Source organism: Staphylococcus sp. SM3655 (assembly GCF_016917315.1).
In the GTDB taxonomy this organism is placed as follows: domain Bacteria; phylum Bacillota; class Bacilli; order Staphylococcales; family Staphylococcaceae; genus Staphylococcus; species Staphylococcus aureus.
This window is the reverse complement of record NZ_CP070305.1, coordinates 529030-549333: the sequence shown is the minus strand read 5'-3', so window position 1 is coordinate 549333 and position 20304 is coordinate 529030. Positions and strand designations below refer to the sequence as shown.

Below are 20304 nucleotides of genomic sequence, written 5' to 3'. Positions count from 1 at the left end.
TCTTGTCCCATTAACGCATTTTAAGCGCGACTTTCATAACAACCAAACTATTTAATGAGAATTATTCTCAAGTATTATAGTTATATTATGTGTTTTATTTTTGAAAAGTGCAATATGTTTTCGAAAATAAGATTATTTTTATGTGCAAAAACGACGCAAAAGTTTTAAAAATGAGACTTCTGTGAGCTGATTATTTTATAAAATGTAAACGCTTACTATATAATGTGAATCATATCGTTTAAAAGCATTATTAAATATGATGCTAAGAGATTTATATTATAGCCAATAAACAAAGGAGAGATAATATGGCAGTAAACGTTCGAGATTATATTGCAGAGAATTATGGTTTATTTATCAATGGGGAATTTGTTAAAGGTAGCAGTGACGAAACAATCGAAGTGACTAATCCAGCAACTGGAGAAACACTATCACATATTACAAGAGCAAAAGATAAAGATGTCGATCATGCAGTCAAAGTGGCGCAAGAGGCATTTGAATCATGGTCATTAACTTCTAAATCAGAACGTGCACAAATGTTGCGTGATATTGGTGATAAATTAATGGCACAAAAAGATAAAATTGCAATGATTGAAACATTAAATAATGGTAAACCGATTCGTGAGACAACAGCAATTGATATTCCATTTGCTGCAAGACATTTCCATTATTTCGCAAGTGTTATTGAAACAGAAGAAGGTACAGTGAATGATATCGATAAAGACACAATGAGTATCGTACGACATGAGCCGATTGGCGTCGTAGGTGCTGTTGTTGCTTGGAACTTCCCAATGCTATTAGCTGCATGGAAGATTGCGCCAGCCATTGCTGCAGGTAATACAATTGTGATTCAACCTTCGTCTTCAACACCATTAAGTTTATTGGAAGTTGCTAAAATTTTCCAAGAGGTATTACCTAAAGGTGTTGTCAATATACTAACGGGTAAAGGTTCAGAATCAGGTAATGCAATTTTCAATCATGATGGTGTAGATAAATTATCATTTACGGGCTCAACTGATGTAGGTTATCAAGTTGCCGAAGCTGCAGCAAAACATCTAGTACCCGCTACATTAGAGCTTGGTGGTAAAAGCGCCAATATCATATTAGATGATGCTAATTTAGACCTTGCAGTTGAAGGTATTCAGTTAGGTATTTTATTCAACCAAGGTGAAGTATGTAGTGCAGGTTCTCGATTATTAGTTCATGAAAAAATTTATGATCAATTGGTGCCACGTTTACAAGAGGCATTTTCAAATATTAAAGTTGGAGATCCACAAGATGAAGCTACACAAATGGGTAGTCAAACTGGTAAGGATCAATTAGATAAAATTCAATCATATATTGATGCAGCAAAAGAATCAGATGCACAAATTTTAGCAGGCGGTCATCGCTTAACTGAAAATGGATTAGATAAAGGGTTCTTCTTTGAGCCGACATTAATTGCTGTGCCAGACAATCATCACAAATTAGCACAAGAAGAAATATTTGGACCAGTGTTAACAGTTATTAAAGTGAAGGACGATAAAGAAGCAATTGATATAGCTAATGATTCTGAGTATGGTTTAGCAGGCGGTGTATTTTCTCAAAATATCACACGTGCATTAAATATTGCTAAAGCTGTACGTACAGGACGTATTTGGATTAACACTTACAACCAAGTACCAGAAGGCGCACCATTTGGTGGTTATAAAAAATCAGGTATCGGTCGAGAAACTTATAAAGGTGCGTTAAGTAACTATCAACAAGTTAAAAATATTTATATTGATACAAGCAATGCTTTAAAAGGTTTGTACTAGAATAAATATCGTTTCTGAAGCGTGTTTGTAGGCAGTCTAGCGGTAAGTCTTAGCATGTTTACGGCGTTGTTTAGATTTTAAGCGAAACAAAATATATAGGAACACGTATCATGATATTAGGATATAATGACTAAAATAATAGCAGTAGGATGGTTTTTAATTGCAAATCATCTTACTGCTGTTTTTAATTATGCTAATTTGCGATGCGGTTATTATAAGGACAGAGTTGTTTATTAATTATGGTGATTTAGAAATATGAAGTTCGATATGCAAAGTCATCGTTTGTTTTAATATGTGGAACAATCATTAAAGTTATTGTGATTTTTTGAACTTAATGAAACTAAACAATAAATTTGAGATACTTTTTTGTCATTTTTATGTAACTAACACAATAATCTCGTACATTATTAAAATTTTCTATATGATAGGGATAAAGCAAAGCGCGAGTGTGCTGTAAAAGTTTTTCCAAGGTGATATTACATAAAGATATAAAGGGTAAAGATTAATGAGTTGTCATGTAAATGACGATGATGTATAAATCATGGTTAATTACGGAAGCATTAATATTAACCTGAGAAGCTATAAAGAATTATTTTTAAAAGCGACAATATTAAATACGACGCATTTATTTAGGAGTGGCAAACGTATGAATGGGAAAAAGGCGAATACGATAAACAGATACAAATATTTTCATCATGTCAATCATCAAAAAATTCAACAAAGTTCTAAAAAGACGCTGTGGGCATCACTTATCATCACATTGTTATTTACGGTGATTGAATTTGTCGGAGGTTTAGTATCTAATTCATTGGCATTACTGTCAGATTCATTTCATATGCTTAGTGATGTATTAGCACTTGGTTTATCTATGTTGGCCATTTATTTTGCAAGTAAGAAGCCGACTGCACGATACACATTTGGATATTTAAGATTTGAGATATTAGCTGCATTTTTAAATGGTTTAGCATTAATTGTAATTTCAATCTGGATTTTATATGAAGCTATTGTACGTATTATTTATCCGCAACCAATTGAAAGTGGCATTATGTTTATGATTGCTAGTATTGGTTTACTCGTTAATATTATTTTGACAATTATCCTTGTAAGGTCTTTAAAACAAGAAGACAATATCAATATTCAAAGTGCATTATGGCATTTCATGGGAGACTTATTGAACTCTATTGGTGTCATCGTTGCAGTTGTATTGATTTACTTTACAGGATGGCGCATCATCGACCCAATCATTAGTATTGTAATTTCACTCATCATTTTACGTGGTGGTTATAAAATTACGCGTAATGCGTGGTTAATTTTAATGGAAAGTGTGCCTCAACATTTGGATACTGATCAAATTATGGCAGATATTAAAAACATAGATGGCATATTAGATGTACATGAATTTCATTTGTGGAGTATTACAACAGAGCATTATTCATTAAGTGCCCATGTTGTGTTAGATAAAAAATATGAGGGTGATGATTATCAAGCGATTGATCAAGTATCATCATTGTTGAAAGAAAAATATGGCATTGCACATTCAACGTTGCAAATTGAAAACTTGCAATTGAATCCATTAGATGAGCCATACTTCGACAAATTAACATAAATAAAACATTGTACAGGCTGGGACATAAATCAATGTTCTATGCTCTACGAAGTTATATTGGCAGTAGTTGACTGAACGAAAATGCGCTTGTAACAAGCTTTTTTCAATTCTAGTCAGGGGCCCCAACACAGAGAATTTCGAAAAGAAATTCTACAGGCAATGCAAGTTGGGGATGGGCCCCAACAAAGAGAAATTGGATTCCCAATTTCTACAGACAATGCAAGTTGGGGTGGGACAACGAAATAAATTTTGCGAAAATATCATTTCTGTCCCACTCCCACGTTTGTTTTGGATTATGTTGCATCATTTAAATGATTTTCGTCAATTTCTTTGATGCTATCTACATCTAACACGACATCTTTAGGTTTCAAAATATGAATATGTTTTTCATCATTTGTATGTAAAATGCGTTCTATGATGTATCTTTGACCGGCCATTGTTTCTACAGCAATCTTTTTGTTTCTAGCTAAACTTGCTACGACAGATTCTTTATCCATAATGATAGCCCCCTATATATATGTTTATTTACTTATACCCTAACATGATTTTTATACTCTTTGAAAATATATTTTACAGAATTTTATCTAAATATTTAAAAAAATCGCTCAATATCCTTGTAATCCGATAAGAATTATAGTAATATTTTTTCAACCATTGTTATAGGAGGTCTTATTAATGACATTATTTTTATTAGAAGCTAACAATCTTGATTTTGCATCAACGAAAGAAGAACTAGAAGCAAAGGCAGCATCACTATCTACGAAGACAATTCCAACATTAATTGAAGTACAAGCTACTGAAAATTTAACTCATGGTTATTTTATTGTGGAAGCAAATGACGAAGCAGAAGCTAAACAATTTTTAACAGAAGCAGATATTAGTATTCAATTAGTCAAAGAAGTACGCTTAGTTGGTAAAGATTTAGATGAAGTTAAAAATGGTGATGCACATGTTGATTACCTTGTAACTTGGAACATTCCGGAAGGCATTACGATGGATCAATATTTAGCACGTAAAAAGAAAAATTCTGTTCATTATGAAGAAGTGCCAGAAGTTGAATTTAAACGCACATATGTATGTGAAGATATGTCTAAATGTATTTGTTTATACAACGCACCTGATGAAGAAGCGGTACGTCGCGCGCGAAAAGCAGTTGATACACCGATTGATGGCATCGAAAAACTTTAATAAGACAACAAGTTGATGAGATATATGTATATAGGTTTGACGTGGATTTCGATTGCAGTTAATTAGAATAGCTCAATGCTATAAATGTAAGTAGTTGATATGAAGAAACTAATGAACTAAATGCAAGTATTTTCTAAAACAATCATTTTATTGAAATTTAGTAGAGCTGAAATTAATATAACGTCGTTAATTGAATAACGCTTATGTTATAAGAGCACTCATACCAAACCATAATCATCTATAGATATAACAATTCACGATATAAGGGCTGTGTTTGGCATAGCCCTTTAGATATACACTTAATTCCTATTAAAATAGTAGGGATTAAAAGGGGGCTTGTCATGATTAAAATTCAACAATTACAACATCACTTTGGATCACTTAAAGTAATTCATAACTTTAATTTGGACATTAGCAAGGGAGAAATAGTCACTTTCATAGGGAAAAGTGGTTGCGGAAAGTCTACTTTACTCAATATTATCGGTGGATTTATTCATCCATCGTCTGGTCGTGTCATTATTGATAACGAAATTAAACAACAGCCATCTCCAGATTGTTTAATGCTATTTCAACATCATAATTTGCTGCCATGGAAAACGATTAATGACAACATTAGGATTGGATTTCAACAGAAAATTAGTGATGAAGAGATTAACGCACAGCTTAAATTAGTTGATTTAGAAGGCAGGGGAAAGCATTTTCCCGAGCAACTGTCCGGGGGTATGAAACAACGTGTGGCACTATGTCGAGCGCATGTGCATAAGCCTAACGTTATATTGATGGATGAGCCATTAGGTGCATTAGATGCATTTACACGTTATAAACTTCAGGATCAACTAGTGCAACTAAAACATAAAACGCAATCAACTATTATTTTAGTGACGCATGACATTGATGAAGCTATTTATCTTTCCGACCGCATTGTTCTGTTAGGTGAAGGGTGCAATATTATTTCTCAATATGAAATTACAGCATCACATCCACGCAGTCGTAATGATAGCCACCTACTTAAGATTCGTAATGAAATTATGGAAACATTTGCATTGAATCATCATCAAGTTGAACCTGAATATTATTTATAAGGAGTGAGTGACGATGAAAAGGTTAAGCATAATCGTCATCATTGGAATCTTTATAATTATAGGATGTGATTGGCAAAGGACGTCTAAAGAACCGTCTAAAAATGCCCAAAATCAGCAAGTGATTAAAATTGGATATTTGCCGATTACACATTCAGCTAATTTGATGATGACTAAAAAATTATTATCACAATACAATCATCCGAAATATAAACTAGAATTAGTTAAATTCAATAATTGGCCAGATTTAATGGACGCATTAAACAGTGGTCGTATTGATGGTGCATCAACTTTAATAGAGCTAGCGATGAAATCAAAACAGAAGGGCTCAAATATAAAGGCTGTGGCATTGGGCCATCATGAAGGCAATGTCATTATGGGACAAAAAGGTATGCACTTAAATGAATTTAATAATAATGGCGATGATTACCATTTTGGTATACCACATCGTTATTCAACACATTATCTTTTACTTGAGGAATTACGTAAACAATTAAAGATTAAACCGGGGCATTTTAGCTATCATGAAATGTCGCCAGCAGAAATGCCAGCCGCATTGAGTGAACACAGAATTACAGGGTATTCTGTAGCCGAACCATTCGGTGCACTGGGTGAAAAGTTAGGCAAAGGTAAGACTTTGAAACATGGTGATGACGTTATACCTGATGCGTATTGCTGTGTGCTAGTACTGAGAGGGGAATTGCTTGATCAACACAAGGATGTAGCGCAAGCATTTGTACAAGATTATAAAAAGTCTGGCTTTAAAATGAATGATCGCAAGCAAAGTGTAGACATTATGACGCATCATTTTAAACAAAGTCGTGACGTTTTAACACAGTCAGCGGCATGGACATCCTATGGTGATTTAACAATTAAGCCATCCGGCTATCAAGAAATTACGACATTGGTAAAACAACATCATTTGTTTAATCCACCTGCATATGATGACTTTGTTGAACCGTCATTGTATAAGGAGGCATCGCGTTCATGACACGTCCCACAAATAACAAATTTATATTACCTATTATCACATTTATTATTTTCTTAGGCATTTGGGAAATGGTCATTATTATTGGGCATTACCAACCTGTATTGTTACCTGGTCCTGCTCTTGTAGGAAAAAGTATATGGACTTTCATTGTTACTGGAGAAATTTTCCAACATTTAGCAATTAGTTTATGGAGATTTGTAGCGGGCTTTGTTGTCGCATTGTTGGTTGCTATTCCATTGGGCTTCTTGCTTGGAAGGAATCGTTGGCTATACAACGCTATCGAACCGCTATTTCAATTGATTAGACCGATATCTCCGATAGCATGGGCACCATTTGTTGTTCTATGGTTTGGTATTGGTAGTTTGCCAGCGATTGCGATTATTTTTATCGCTGCTTTTTTCCCAATTGTGTTCAATACTATTAAAGGCGTTAGAGACATTGAACCTCAATATTTAAAAATAGCGGCAAATTTAAATTTAACTGGGTGGTCATTGTATCGCAATATATTATTTCCCGGGGCATTTAAACAAATCATGGCTGGGATACATATGGCGGTAGGAACAAGTTGGATATTTTTAGTTTCTGGTGAAATGATTGGTGCACAATCGGGATTAGGTTTTTTAATCGTTGATGCACGAAATATGTTGAACTTAGAAGATGTTTTAGCAGCAATATTCTTTATCGGATTATTTGGTTTTATTATTGATCGATTCATTAGTTATATTGAGCAGTTTATACTTAGAAGATTTGGTGAATAAGGAGAGATGATGATGACTTTAGAAACGCTTATCAAAGAACAATTAGATCCTCATTTAGTAGAAGTTGATGAAGGGACGTATTATCCGAGAACATTTATTCAACAATTATTTGTAGATGGTTATTTCGGTGAGGCGGCATTGAGAAAAAATGCTGAAGTAATCGAAGCTGTATCGCAGTCTTGTTTGACAACAGGATTTTGTTTATGGTGCCAATTAGCTTTTTCAACGTATTTAGAAAATGCCACGCAGCCACATTTAAATAATGACTTACAACAGCAATTGTTATCTGGAGAAATATTAGGTGCTACCGGATTGTCTAATCCGATGAAGTCATTTAATGATTTAGAAAAGTTGAACCTTGAACACACTTATGTTGATGGACAATTGGTTGTCAGTGGACGTATGCCAGCTGTAAGTAATATTCAAGAAGACCATTATTTTGGTGCGATTTCGAAACATGAATCATCAGATGAATTTGTCATGTTCATTCTACGTGCCAATCAAGATGGTATCACTCTCGTTGAAAAAACAAATTTTTTAGGGGTCAACGGGTCAGCAACGTATCAAATCACATTGAATCAAGTCGTAGTGCCACAATCACAAATCATCACGCATGATGCGAAGCAGTTTGCGGCAACTATTCGCCCGCAATTTATTGCTTACCAAATTCCAATAGGATTAGGCTCAATTAAAAGTTCTTTAGAGTTAATTGATGCATTTTCAAATGCGCAAAACGGAATAAATCAATATTTAGAGTATGATGTTGAAGCTTTTAAAAAACGTTATCGTCAACTTAGAGAGGAATATTATGCAATATTAGATGACGGTAACTTAACTTCACATTTAAGTGAATTAATATCATTGAAGAAGGACATTGGCTATTTATTGTTAGATGTAAATCAAGCTTCTGTTGTCAATGGTGGTTCAAGAGCGTACACACCATATTCGCCACAAGTTCGCAAGTTAAAAGAAGGATTCTTCTTCGCAGCATTAACGCCGACATTAAGACATTTAGGTAAACTTGAAGCAGAGTTGAAGGGGTAAGTGTGATAAGCTGATTTGTTGTTTAGATGCGTTTGTTGAAACATTTTTTAAAATAATATAAATCTTAGTTTATAAACATTTTCTGTTAATTTGTTATATCCTTTTAACTAGGAAAATATACATTTCGTAATAATAATAATCGTTATCATTGAAAAAGTGTTAATAAGGTGTATAATGAAAATGTGAACAATTAATGAACTTCTTATTTTAAAGAAGGTGAATACTATAGATACGCATACTAAAGAACAACAATTCTCGAATCTAGTAAGATCTTATCGTAAAGAATACGTGGGTAAAGGACCCAATAGTATTCGAGTGTCGTTTAAAGATAATTGGGCGATTGCACATATGACAGGTGTTTTGAGTAAAGTTGAGAGTTTTTACCTAAACGACAAACGCAATGAATCGATGCTCCATTATACACGCACAGAGAAGATTAAACAGATGTATAAAGAAATAGATGTAAATGAGATGGAAAGTCTTGTAGGCGCTAAGTTCGTAAAATTATTTACAGATATTGATTTGAATGATGATGAAGTCATTTCAATATTTGTTTTCGATAAGTCAATAGAATAAGTGTTGCTGGTGTAAGGTACACGGTGCTGTTTGCTAACTTCGCTTTGAATTTAACAATAATTCAAGGGGGTGGTATGTCAAACGGTGCCGTTTTTTTGTCATATTTTTAAAACAAGCAACATGCAACACGTACTTTAAGGAAGTCAAAATTTATCATTTAGGAGAGATGGATATGAAAATCGTAGCGTTATTTCCAGAAGCAGTAGAAGGTCAAGAAAATCAATTACTTAATACTAAAAAAGCATTAGGATTAAAAACATTTTTAGAGGAAAGAGGACATGAGTTCATTATATTAGCAGATAATGGTGAAGACTTAGATAAACATTTACCAGATATGGATGTGATTATTAGTGCGCCATTTTATCCTGCATATATGACTCGTGAACGTATTGAAAAAGCACCGAACTTGAAATTAGCAATTACAGCAGGTGTAGGATCTGACCATGTAGATTTAGCGGCAGCAAGTGAACACAATATTGGTGTCGTTGAAGTTACAGGAAGTAATACAGTTAGTGTGGCAGAACATGCGGTTATGGATTTATTAATACTTCTTAGAAACTATGAAGAAGGTCATCGTCAATCAGTAGAAGGTGAATGGAACTTGTCTCAAGTAGGTAATCATGCGCATGAATTACAACACAAAACAATTGGTATTTTTGGATTTGGTCGAATTGGACAACTTGTTGCTGAAAGATTAGCGCCATTTAATGTAACATTACAACACTATGATCCAATCAATCAACAAGACCATAAATTGTCTAAATTTGTAAGCTTTGATGAACTTGTTTCAACAAGTGATGCGATTACAATTCATGCACCATTAACACCAGAAACTGATAACTTATTTGATAAAGATGTTTTAAGTCGTATGAAAAAACACAGTTATTTAGTGAATACTGCACGTGGTAAAATTGTAAATCGCGATGCGTTAGTTGAAGCGTTAGCATCCGAGCATTTACAAGGATATGCTGGTGATGTTTGGTATCCACAACCTGCACCTGCTGATCATCCATGGAGAACAATGCCTAGAAATGCTATGACGGTTCACTATTCAGGTATGACTTTAGAAGCACAAAAACGTATTGAAGATGGAGTTAAAGATATTTTAGAGCGTTTCTTCAATCATGAACCTTTCCAAGATAAAGATATTATTGTTGCAAGTGGTCGTATTGCTAGTAAAAGTTATACAGCTAAATAGAATAAGGATGCTGGGCTAGCGATTAACGCTTTCAATTTTATATAAATGAATCATATAAGCACTACTGCTGTTGTAAAGATGGCAGTAGTTTTTTTATGATTACATCTAAGTATAGTCACGGCTATGTTAGGACAATGATTTAACATTTACGCACATATGTGTTCACTTACGCAATTATTGATAAATTTCATTCATTTGGAATAATATATAGTCATATAGTGCTAATTTTTTTGAGGCATTATATGCAAGATGCATTGTAAAGTCGATGCATTTGTTTGTTAAATAACTTTGTATAACTAAAAATTCTTTGTTTCAACGTATAATCTAATAATAGATTTTATATAAATGGTAGTGTGTATATATGTGGAAAGGGGTGTAGTTATTAATGAAACGCTTAAGTACGACTTTGAAAGTACGATTGATTAGCAATTTTTTACAGCTAATTATTACGACAGCATTTATACCGTTTATAGCACTATATTTAACAGATATGTTAAGTCAATCAATTGTCGGTATATATCTTGTTGGTTTAGTGGTTCTAAAATTTCCATTGTCCATTATATCTGGTTACCTTATTGAGATATTTCCGAAAAAGTTGCTAGTACTTATTTATCAAGCGACGATGGTGATAATGCTTGTGTTCATGGGCGTATTTGGGTCACATCAATTGTGGCAAATTATTGGTTTTTGTGTTGCATATGCCATATTTACAATCGTTTGGGGATTACAATTTCCAGTTATGGACACATTAATTATGGATGCAATTACCGAAGACGTGGAACATTATATTTACAAGATTAGCTATTGGATGACAAACTTATCGGTAGCTATTGGGGCATTGTTAGGTGGCTTGATGTATGGCTACAGTATGTTACTACTTTTCTTAATAGCAGCTTGTATATTTTTAATTGTACTCTTTATTTTATATATTTGGTTACCTCAAGACCGAAATCAAGTAAAGCAAAGTGATGACAAGAGGCATGCAAGTCGTTATCAAAAATTACAAATAATGAATATATTTCGCAGTTATAAATTAGTTTTGAAAGACCGTAATTATATGTTATTGATTTCGGGGTTCAGTATCATCATGATGGGTGAATTTTCAATCTCCTCATATATTGCTATTAGACTAAAGGATCAGTTTGAAACAATAAGTATAGGTTCATATGATATTACAGGTGCTAAGATGTTAGCAATCTTGCTAATGATTAATACGGTCGTCGTCATTTTACTCACGTATTCAATCTCGAAAGTTGTATTGAAAATAGATTTTAAAAAAGCTTTAATCACTGGTTTGCTGATTTATATTGTTGGCTATAGTGGTCTAACCTATCTTAATCAGTTTGGCTTATTAGTTGTTTTTATGATAATTGCGACTGTAGGTGAAATTATTTATTCGCCTATAGTTTCAGAACAACGCTTTAAAATTATTCCTAAAGCTAAAAGAGGAACATATAGTGCAGTTAATGCATTAGGTATTCATTTTTCAGAAACACTAGCTAGGTTAGGGATTGTGTTGGGTGTTTTCTTAACGTCATTACAAATGGGACTGTATATGTTTATCGTTTTAACAATTGGTGCTAGCATGCTTGTTGCTGGTGTATTTGGGGGACAAAAACAAGTGAATACAAATTGAATTTATTTAAATATTTATTTTATGCATCTTTTTATATGGAAAACCTATTAATTTGGTCGTAATTAAAATAGAGATAAATTTATTAAGAATTTGTTAAAATTTAAGGATAACAATTGTTTTATGCGAGTTGTTTGTTTAATATAAACTTGCTTCATGGATATTTTGTAACAACAATATTGAGTTTGCAATGAGATGTGAACAACAGAAAGTGATTAACGAGTTGTAGTGTGCTATTTATCGAAGATGTATGTAATTTACATTGAAAAATATACCAATTGTAACGATGATACAAGATGTATTTTAGGGTAGAATATATCGCTCATATGTTGCGAATGGTGTTTTATATTAATCATTACATAACGAGTTAATTAACATTTCGTCGGTTATCATATCATCATGCAATTTCAGTAAGTAATGAGTATTATGATATGAAAGAAGGACTTTTTATGATTATGGGTAATTTGAGATTTCAACAGGAATATTTTCGTATATACAAAAATAATACAGAATCAACGACACACCGTAATGCGTATTGGGTTAAACTCGCTAAAAATGTTGAAGCTACTAAAATGATGTATGCATTATCGACAATTGTGCAACAACATGCATCTATAAGACATTTTTTTGATGTTACTACCGATGACAATTTAACAATGATACTTCATGAATTTCTGCCTTTTATTGAGATAAAACAAGTTCCATCTTCTTCCGCAAACTATGATTTAGAAGCTTTTTTTAAGCAAGAATTAAGTACTTACCATTTTAATGATTCACCTTTATTCAAAGTTAAATTGTTTCAGTTCGCTGATGCTGCATATATACTATTAGATTTTCATGTGTCCATTTTCGATGATAGTCAAATTGATATTTTTCTTGATGATTTATGCAATGCATATCGTGGCAATACTGTTATTAACAATACTCGACAGCATGCACATATAAATAGAAATGATGATAAAGACAATCAAGATGCATCGCATATAGCATTAGACTCAAACTATTTTCGGTTAGAGAATAACTCTGACATCCATATTGATAGTTATTTTCCAATTAAGCATCCATTTGAACAAGCTTTATATCAAACGTATTTGATTGATGATATGACATCAATAGATATGGCATCGTTGGCTGTTAGTGTGTATTTAGCTAATCATATAATGAGTCAACAACATGATGTCACATTAGGTATACATGTACCATCACATTTACCAAATGATTTACACGGAAATATTGTGCCGTTAACGTTAACAATCGATGCAAAAGATGTATGTCAACGTTTTACAACAGATTTTAATAAATGTGTGTTGCAAAATATGTCGCAATTACAGTGCGCGAAGTCTTCGCTTTCACTAGAGACTATTTTTCATTGTTATCATCATATGATGTCTTGTTGTAATGATGTTATTGAGGATGTACATCAAATACATGATGCACATACATCTTTAGCGGATATTGAAATTTTTCCACATCAACACGGGTTCAAAATTATATATAACAGTGCAGCATATGATTTGCTCTCAATCGAGACGCTGAGTGACTTAGTTCGAAATATTTATTTGCAAATTACTGAAGAAAATGGAAATAAACGAACAACTGTAGATGAACTTAATTTGATGACAGAACGTGATATTCAATTATATGACGATATCAATTTAAGTTTGCCTGAGATAGATGATGCGCAAACAGTTGTTACCTTATTTGAGCAACAAGTTGAAGCAACGCCGAATCATGTCGCTGTGCAATTTGACGGAGTGTTTATAACATATCAAACATTGAATGCACGCGCGAATGATTTAGCACACCGTTTGAGAAACCAGTATGGTGTTGAACCTAATGATCGTGTCGCTGTCATAGCTGAAAAAAGTATTGAGATGATAATAGCGATGATAGGTGTGTTGAAAGCTGGTGGGGCTTACGTGCCAATTGATCCGAACTATCCAAGTGATCGTCAGGAGTACATTTTAAAAGATGTAACGCCTAAAGTTGTAATAACGTACCAAGCTTTATATGAAAATGGTAAACAAAATATTAATCACATTGATTTGAATAAGATAGCGTGGAAAAATATTGATAATCTTTCTAAATGTAACACGTTAGAAGATCATGCTTATGTTATTTACACGTCGGGGACAACTGGTAACCCTAAAGGGACACTAATTCCGCACCGAGGTATTGTTCGCTTGGTCCATCAAAATCATTATGTACCATTAAATGAAGAGACGACGATTTTGTTATCAGGAACTATAGCCTTTGATGCTGCAACATTTGAAATATATGGTGCATTGCTCAATGGTGGAAAGCTGATTGTTGCTAAAAAAGAACAATTATTAAATCCAATAGCGGTAGAACAATTAATCAATGAAAATGACGTTAATACTATGTGGTTAACCTCCTCATTATTTAATCAGATTGCTAGTGAACGAATAGAAGTATTGGTACCGTTAAAGTATTTATTAATTGGTGGAGAAGTATTGAATGCTAAGTGGGTGGATTTGCTTAATCAAAAACCGAAGCATCCTCAAATTATTAATGGTTATGGACCAACTGAAAATACAACATTTACAACGACGTATAATATACCTAACAAAGTTCCAAATCGTATTCCTATTGGTAAACCGATTCTGGGTACTCATGTTTATATCATGCAAGGCGAGCGTCGGTGTGGCGTTGGTATTCCTGGAGAATTATGTACAAGTGGCTTTGGGTTAGCTGCAGGTTATTTAAATCAGCCAGAATTGACAGCAGATAAATTTATCAAAGATTCAAATATAAATCAGCTGATGTATAGAAGTGGTGATATCGTTCGTTTGTTACCCGATGGCAACATAGATTATTTATATCGAAAGGACAAACAAGTTAAGATTCGAGGGTTTAGGATTGAGTTGTCAGAGGTTGAGCATGCGCTCGAGCGTATACAAGGTATTAATAAAGCAGTTGTTATTGTTCAAAATCATGATCAAGATCAGTATATCGTTGCTTATTATGAAGCGATGCATACATTATCACATAATAAGATTAAATCACAATTACGTATGACCTTACCGGAGTACATGATACCAGTTAATTTCATGCATATTGAGCAAATTCCTATTACTATTAATGGGAAATTAGATAAGAAGGCATTGCCTATCATGGACTATGTCGATACGGATGCCTATGTAGCACCGAGTACAGATACCGAACACTTGCTATGCCAAATTTTTGCAGATATTTTACATGTGAATCAAGTAGGTATTCATGATAATTTCTTTGAATTAGGTGGCCATTCATTAAAAGCAACGTTAGTGGTGAATCGGATAGAGGCATCTACTGGGAAACGATTACAAATTGGTGATTTATTACAAAAGCCAACTGTATTTGAACTAGCACAAGCGATTGCTAAGGTTCAAGAACAAAACTATGAAGTGATTCCAGAAACTATAGTTAAAGATGATTATGTGCTGAGCTCTGCACAAAAGCGTATGTATTTATTATGGAAATCAAACCATAAAGATACGGTGTATAACGTACCTTTTTTATGGCGGTTATCATCAGAACTTAATGTAGCTCAATTGCGACAAGCAGTGCAGCGTTTGATAGCGCGACATGAGATTTTACGAACACAATATATTGTTGTAGATGATGAGGTTCGACAACGTATTGTGGCAGATGTTGCAGTTGACTTTGAAGAAGTTAACACGCATTTTACGGATGAACAAGAAATCATGCGCCAATTTGTAGCACCTTTTAATTTGGAAAAGCCAAGTCAAATTAGAGTGAGATACATTAGAAGTCCCTTACATGCATACCTCTTTATAGATACGCATCATATCATTAATGACGGTATGAGTAATATACAATTAATGAATGATCTTAACGCACTTTATCAACATAAATTATTGTTACCACTTAAATTGCAATATAAAGACTATAGTGAGTGGATGTCGCATCGTGATATGACGAAACATAGACAATATTGGTTATCTCAATTCAAAGATGAAGTACCTATTTTAAGCTTACCGACAGACTATGTTAGACCAAATATTAAAACGACAAATGGAGCAATGATGTCATTTACAATGAATCAACAAATGAGACAGCTACTTCAAAAGTATGTAGAAAAGCATCAAATTACTGATTTTATGTTCTTTATGAGTGTGGTCATGACGTTGTTAAGCAGATATGCTCGAAAAGATGATGTTGTTGTCGGTAGTGTGATGAGTGCGCGTATGCATAAAGGCACGGAGCAAATGCTAGGCATGTTTGCTAATACGTTGGTATATAGAGGGCAACCGTCACCTGATAAAATGTGGACACAGTTTTTACAAGAGGTTAAGGAAATGAGTTTGGAGGCATACGAGCATCAAGAATACCCATTCGAATGTTTAGTAAATGACTTAGATCAATCACATGATGCCTCACGGAATCCATTATTTGATGTCATGTTAGTACTACAAAACAATGAAACGAATCATGCTCATTTTGGGCATAGTAAATTAACACACATTCAACCCAAATCAGTGACGGCGAAATTTGATTTATCTTTCATCATTGAAGAAGATCGCGATGACTATATAATCAATATCGAGTATAATACCGATTTATATCACTCAGAAACAGTTCGTCACATGGGTAATCAATGTATGATTATGATTGATTATATTTTGAAGCATCAAGATACACTACAAATTTGTGATATACCAAACGGCACGGAGGAACTTCTAAATTGGGTCAATACGCATGTTAACGATCGAATGCTTAATGTCCCGGGAAATAAATCTATCATAAGTTACTTTAATGAAGCTGTCTCACGACAAGGTAATCATGTTGCGCTAGTCATGAATGATTTGACAATTACGTATGAAACATTACGCAACTATGTGGATGCCATTGCGCACATGCTTCTATCAAATGGTGTGGGCAATGGTCAACGGGTTGCCTTGTTTACAGAACGTAGTTTTGAAATGATTGCGGCGATGTTGGCGACAGTTAAAGTAGGTGCATCTTATATACCTATCGATATTGATTTTCCGAAAAAGCGACAAGGCGCAATTTTGGAGGATGCTAAAGTAACTGCAGTCATGTCTTACGGCGTTGAAATTGAAACGACATTACCAGTCATTCAATTGGAAAATGCTAAAGGCTTTGTTGAATCAAAGGAAAATGAACAATATGATGATTTACATGGCAATCAACTTGAAAACACAGCGATGTTAGATAATGAGATGTATGCTATTTACACATCTGGTACGACCGGGATGCCTAAAGGGGTTGCCATACGACAACGAAATTTGTTGAATTTAGTGCATGCATGGTCAACTGAATTGCAATTAGGCGACAATGAAGTATTTTTGCAACATGCAAATATTGTTTTTGATGCATCAGTTATGGAGATTTATTGTTGTTTGTTAAATGGTCATACGCTTGTGATTCCAGATAGAGAGGAACGTGTTAATCCAGCACAGTTACAACAACTCATTAATAAGCATCGTGTGACGGTGGCGTCGATTCCGTTACAGATGTGTAGTGTTATGGAAGACTTTTATATTGAAAAGTTGATTACAGGCGGGGCAACTAGTACGGCATCCTTTGTTAAATATATTGAGAAGCATTGTGGCACGTATTTCAATGCCTATGGACCATCTGAGTCAACAGTCATCACATCGTATTGGTCACATCATTGTGGTGATTTGATACCTGAGACGATTCCAATTGGCAAACCCTTATCTAACATCCAAGTGTATATTATGTCAGATGGTTTGTTATGCGGTATTGGTATGCCAGGCGAGTTGTGTATTGCAGGTGATAGTTTAGCGATAGGATATATTAACCGTCCAGAATTAATGGCTGATAAATGGCAAAATAATCCATTTGGTAAAGGAAAGTTGTATCATAGTGGTGATTTAGCACGTTATACATCTGATGGTCAAATTGAATTTTTAGGAAGAATAGATAAACAAGTGAAAGTTAACGGGTACCGTATTGAACTTGATGAAATTGAAAATGCAATATTAGCTATTCGTGGTATATCTGATTGTGTTGTAACAGTAAGTCACTTTGATACGCATGATATATTGAATGCTTATTATGTCGGAGAGCAACAAATGGAGCAGGATTTGAAGCAATATTTAAATGATCATCTGCCTAAGTATATGATTCCTAAGACTATAACGCATATCGATTGTATGCCATTAACCACGAATGACAAGGTGGATACTACGCGTTTGCCAAATCCATCACCTATACAACAGTCTAATAAAGTGTATAGCGAACCATCTAATGAAATTGAGCAGACATTTGTTGATGTATTCGGAGAGGTATTGAAACAAAATGATGTCGGTGTTGACGATGATTTCTTTGAACTTGGTGGTAACTCATTAGAGGCGATGTTAGTTGTCTCGCATTTAAAACGATTTGGCCATCATATTTCAATGCAGACATTATACCAATATAAAACCGTGCGACAGATTGTTAATTATATGCACCAAAATCAACAATCATTAGTTGCATTACCGGATAATCTTTCGGAATTACAAAAGATTGTTATGTCTCGTTATAATTTGGGTGTTTTAGAGGATAGTCTAAGTTATCGACCTCTAGGAAATACACTATTGACTGGCGCTACAGGGTTTTTAGGTGCTTATCTGATTGAAGCACTACAAGGATACAGTCATCGCATTTATTGTTTCATACGTGCTGATAATGAGGAAATAGCATGGTATAAGTTGATGACGAATTTAAATGATTATTTTTCAGAAGAGACGGTTGAAATGATGTTATCAAACATTGAAGTCATTGTTGGTGATTTTGAGTGTATGGATGATGTTGTTTTACCAGAAAACATGGATACGATTATTCATGCAGGTGCTCGTACAGATCACTTTGGTGATGATGATGAATTTGAAAAAGTAAATGTTCAAGGTACTGTTGATGTCATACGTTTGGCACAACAACATCATGCAAGGTTAATATATGTGTCTACGATAAGTGTGGGAACTTATTTTGATATAGACACAGAAGATGTGACATTTTCAGAAGCGGATGTCTATAAAGGGCAACTACTAACATCACCATATACACGGAGCAAATTTTATAGTGAATTAAAAGTATTAGAAGCTGTAAATAATGGCTTAGATGGTCGGATTGTACGTGTTGGTAATTTGACGAGTCCTTACAATGGAAGATGGCATATGAGAAATATAAAGACTAACCGTTTTTCAATGGTAATGAATGATTTGTTACAACTGGATTGTATCGGGGTTAGCATGGCTGAAATGCCTGTAGATTTTTCTTTTGTGGATACGACTGCAAGACAAATTGTCGCATTAGCACAAGTCAACACACCACAAATCATTTACCATGTGCTATCACCTAATAAAATGCCGGTGAAATCTTTGTTAGAATGCGTTAAGCGCAAAGAAATTGAACTCGTCAGCGATGAATCATTTAATGAAATTTTACAGAAACAAGACATGTACGAAACGATTGGATTAACTAGTGTTGACCGTGAACAACAACTAGCAATGATAGATACAACATTAACATTAAAAATAATGAATCACATCAGTGAAAAATGGCCAACGATAACTAACAATTGGCTGTATCATTGGGCACAATATATCAAAACAATATTCAATAAGTAAGTAGGGAAAGTTATGACAGTATTTGTAATGCAATTACAGAGTAACTTGAAAAGTATTGAAGAATTAATATCACAAAGTCGTTGGTCATATAAAAAACCGCGTACAGTCAACTATAGATACAATCAAGATAAACTCATGCACAGATTGGGAGATATTTTAGTGCAATATGGAATTCAACATGACACAGGTTTATTACTACATGAATGGCATTATCACATTTCGCCACGAGGTAAGGCAGATATTGTTCAACACAATCGTGATGGACAGCCCATCTATGTGAGCTTATCATATAGTTATCCTTATATCGTGTGTGTTGTCGATAAAGAACCAGTTGGTATAGATATCGAAAAGATATCACAACGTTTAGACTGGCGTACGTTAGTGACGTGTTTCTCTACAAACGAAGCACATCAAATATGTAGTTTAAATGATTTTTATCAAATATGGACACAAAAAGAAAGTTTTACAAAATTGATTGGTGAAGGTTTAATCAAAGGATTGGACATTTATGATATGACACAATCACACTTTTATCAATCACGTGAAGTGAAGTTCAAACAATTTATTTTTGATCAGTTTATGCTACAGGTATGTTTCTTAGGACAGGCACCCTGGGGTTATAAAAAAGTGTCTGTATTTCAGTTATTGAGTAGTTAATATGACGTCTGACAGTATCATTGCGCAGTGATTTTAAACTATACTGCCTAAATGTTTACTGTTAGATGTTTTTTTATTGGAAAAATGAAAGGTGAATACACGATGGCATCATTCAAAATCATGACGAGATTAAAGTAAGTGATAAGGTGAAAATAT

At 34.0% G+C, this 20304-nt stretch carries 13 protein-coding genes; 12 read left to right on the top strand and 1 reads right to left on the bottom strand.

The window, feature by feature from the left end; all coding sequences use genetic code 11:
* Positions 1–305: 305 nt before the first annotated feature.
* Complete coding sequence (locus JQN76_RS02720; protein ID WP_000290396.1) at positions 306–1793, top strand: aldehyde dehydrogenase family protein; 1488 nt, start codon at positions 306–308, stop codon at positions 1791–1793.
* 646 nt (positions 1794–2439) lie between these two features.
* The gene (locus JQN76_RS02715) at positions 2440–3399 is read left to right on the top strand and encodes a cation diffusion facilitator family transporter (protein ID WP_001013481.1); all 960 of its coding nucleotides are present in this window, start codon (positions 2440–2442) and stop codon (positions 3397–3399) included.
* Between the two features lie 293 nt (positions 3400–3692).
* Here JQN76_RS02715 and JQN76_RS02710 read toward each other — a convergent pair whose 3' ends face one another.
* A complete protein-coding gene (locus JQN76_RS02710; RefSeq protein WP_000356963.1) occupies positions 3693–3896 on the bottom strand; it encodes a hypothetical protein in 204 nt (67 codons plus the stop codon).
* A 178-nt stretch (positions 3897–4074) separates the two neighbouring features.
* On the opposite strand from JQN76_RS02710, the gene JQN76_RS02705 reads away from it, so the two are divergent.
* The 10 genes from JQN76_RS02705 (at position 4075) to ausB (ending at position 20148) form a co-directional block, all read left to right on the top strand.
* The gene (locus tag JQN76_RS02705) at positions 4075–4587 is read left to right on the top strand and encodes a DUF4242 domain-containing protein (protein ID WP_000171919.1); all 513 of its coding nucleotides are present in this window, start codon (positions 4075–4077) and stop codon (positions 4585–4587) included.
* A 341-nt stretch (positions 4588–4928) separates the two neighbouring features.
* Entirely contained in the window at positions 4929–5669 is a 741-nt protein-coding gene (locus JQN76_RS02700; RefSeq protein WP_000590860.1) for an ABC transporter ATP-binding protein, read from the top strand.
* A 13-nt stretch (positions 5670–5682) separates the two neighbouring features.
* Positions 5683–6657 (top strand): ABC transporter substrate-binding protein, encoded by a 975-nt coding sequence (locus JQN76_RS02695; RefSeq protein ID WP_000826655.1) that lies wholly within the window; start codon positions 5683–5685, stop codon positions 6655–6657.
* Complete coding sequence (locus JQN76_RS02690; RefSeq protein ID WP_000197961.1) at positions 6654–7415, top strand: ABC transporter permease; 762 nt, start codon at positions 6654–6656, stop codon at positions 7413–7415. The genes JQN76_RS02695 and JQN76_RS02690 overlap by 4 nt, the downstream gene beginning before the upstream one ends.
* A 12-nt stretch (positions 7416–7427) precedes the next feature.
* The gene (locus tag JQN76_RS02685; protein ID WP_000171645.1) at positions 7428–8459 is read left to right on the top strand and encodes an acyl-CoA/acyl-ACP dehydrogenase; all 1032 of its coding nucleotides are present in this window, start codon (positions 7428–7430) and stop codon (positions 8457–8459) included.
* Between the two features lie 216 nt (positions 8460–8675).
* The gene (locus JQN76_RS02680; protein ID WP_001092004.1) at positions 8676–9035 is read left to right on the top strand and encodes a Na-translocating system protein MpsC family protein; all 360 of its coding nucleotides are present in this window, start codon (positions 8676–8678) and stop codon (positions 9033–9035) included.
* 172 nt (positions 9036–9207) lie between these two features.
* Entirely contained in the window at positions 9208–10233 is a 1026-nt protein-coding gene (locus JQN76_RS02675) for an NAD-dependent formate dehydrogenase (protein WP_000706137.1), read from the top strand.
* Between the two features lie 385 nt (positions 10234–10618).
* Positions 10619–11869: an MDR family MFS transporter gene (locus JQN76_RS02670; protein WP_000826862.1), complete on the top strand. Its 1251-nt coding sequence runs from the start codon at positions 10619–10621 to the stop codon at positions 11867–11869.
* A gap of 446 nt (positions 11870–12315) precedes the next feature.
* Positions 12316–19491 (top strand): aureusimine non-ribosomal peptide synthetase AusA, encoded by a 7176-nt coding sequence (gene ausA / locus JQN76_RS02665; protein WP_205397786.1) that lies wholly within the window; start codon positions 12316–12318, stop codon positions 19489–19491.
* 12 nt (positions 19492–19503) lie between these two features.
* Positions 19504–20148 (top strand): aureusimine biosynthesis 4'-phosphopantetheinyl transferase AusB, encoded by a 645-nt coding sequence (gene ausB / locus JQN76_RS02660; protein ID WP_001836748.1) that lies wholly within the window; start codon positions 19504–19506, stop codon positions 20146–20148.
* Positions 20149–20304: the final 156 nt, after the last annotated feature.

What these genes read in the sequence shown, in the direction of transcription:
- JQN76_RS02715 (WP_001013481.1), top strand. Translation starts at nt 2,440, where the DNA reads ATGAATGGGAAAAAGGCGAATACGATAAACAGATACAAATATTTTCAT.
- JQN76_RS02695 (WP_000826655.1), top strand. Translation starts at nt 5,683, where the DNA reads ATGAAAAGGTTAAGCATAATCGTCATCATTGGAATCTTTATAATTATA.
- JQN76_RS02720 (WP_000290396.1), top strand. Translation starts at nt 306, where the DNA reads ATGGCAGTAAACGTTCGAGATTATATTGCAGAGAATTATGGTTTATTT.
- JQN76_RS02705 (WP_000171919.1), top strand. Translation starts at nt 4,075, where the DNA reads ATGACATTATTTTTATTAGAAGCTAACAATCTTGATTTTGCATCAACG.
- ausA (WP_205397786.1), top strand. Translation starts at nt 12,316, where the DNA reads ATGATTATGGGTAATTTGAGATTTCAACAGGAATATTTTCGTATATAC.
- ausB (WP_001836748.1), top strand. Translation starts at nt 19,504, where the DNA reads ATGACAGTATTTGTAATGCAATTACAGAGTAACTTGAAAAGTATTGAA.
- JQN76_RS02690 (WP_000197961.1), top strand. Translation starts at nt 6,654, where the DNA reads ATGACACGTCCCACAAATAACAAATTTATATTACCTATTATCACATTT.
- JQN76_RS02685 (WP_000171645.1), top strand. Translation starts at nt 7,428, where the DNA reads ATGACTTTAGAAACGCTTATCAAAGAACAATTAGATCCTCATTTAGTA.
- JQN76_RS02700 (WP_000590860.1), top strand. Translation starts at nt 4,929, where the DNA reads ATGATTAAAATTCAACAATTACAACATCACTTTGGATCACTTAAAGTA.
- JQN76_RS02710 (WP_000356963.1), bottom strand. Translation starts at nt 3,896, where the DNA reads ATGGATAAAGAATCTGTCGTAGCAAGTTTAGCTAGAAACAAAAAGATT.
- JQN76_RS02675 (WP_000706137.1), top strand. Translation starts at nt 9,208, where the DNA reads ATGAAAATCGTAGCGTTATTTCCAGAAGCAGTAGAAGGTCAAGAAAAT.
- JQN76_RS02670 (WP_000826862.1), top strand. Translation starts at nt 10,619, where the DNA reads ATGAAACGCTTAAGTACGACTTTGAAAGTACGATTGATTAGCAATTTT.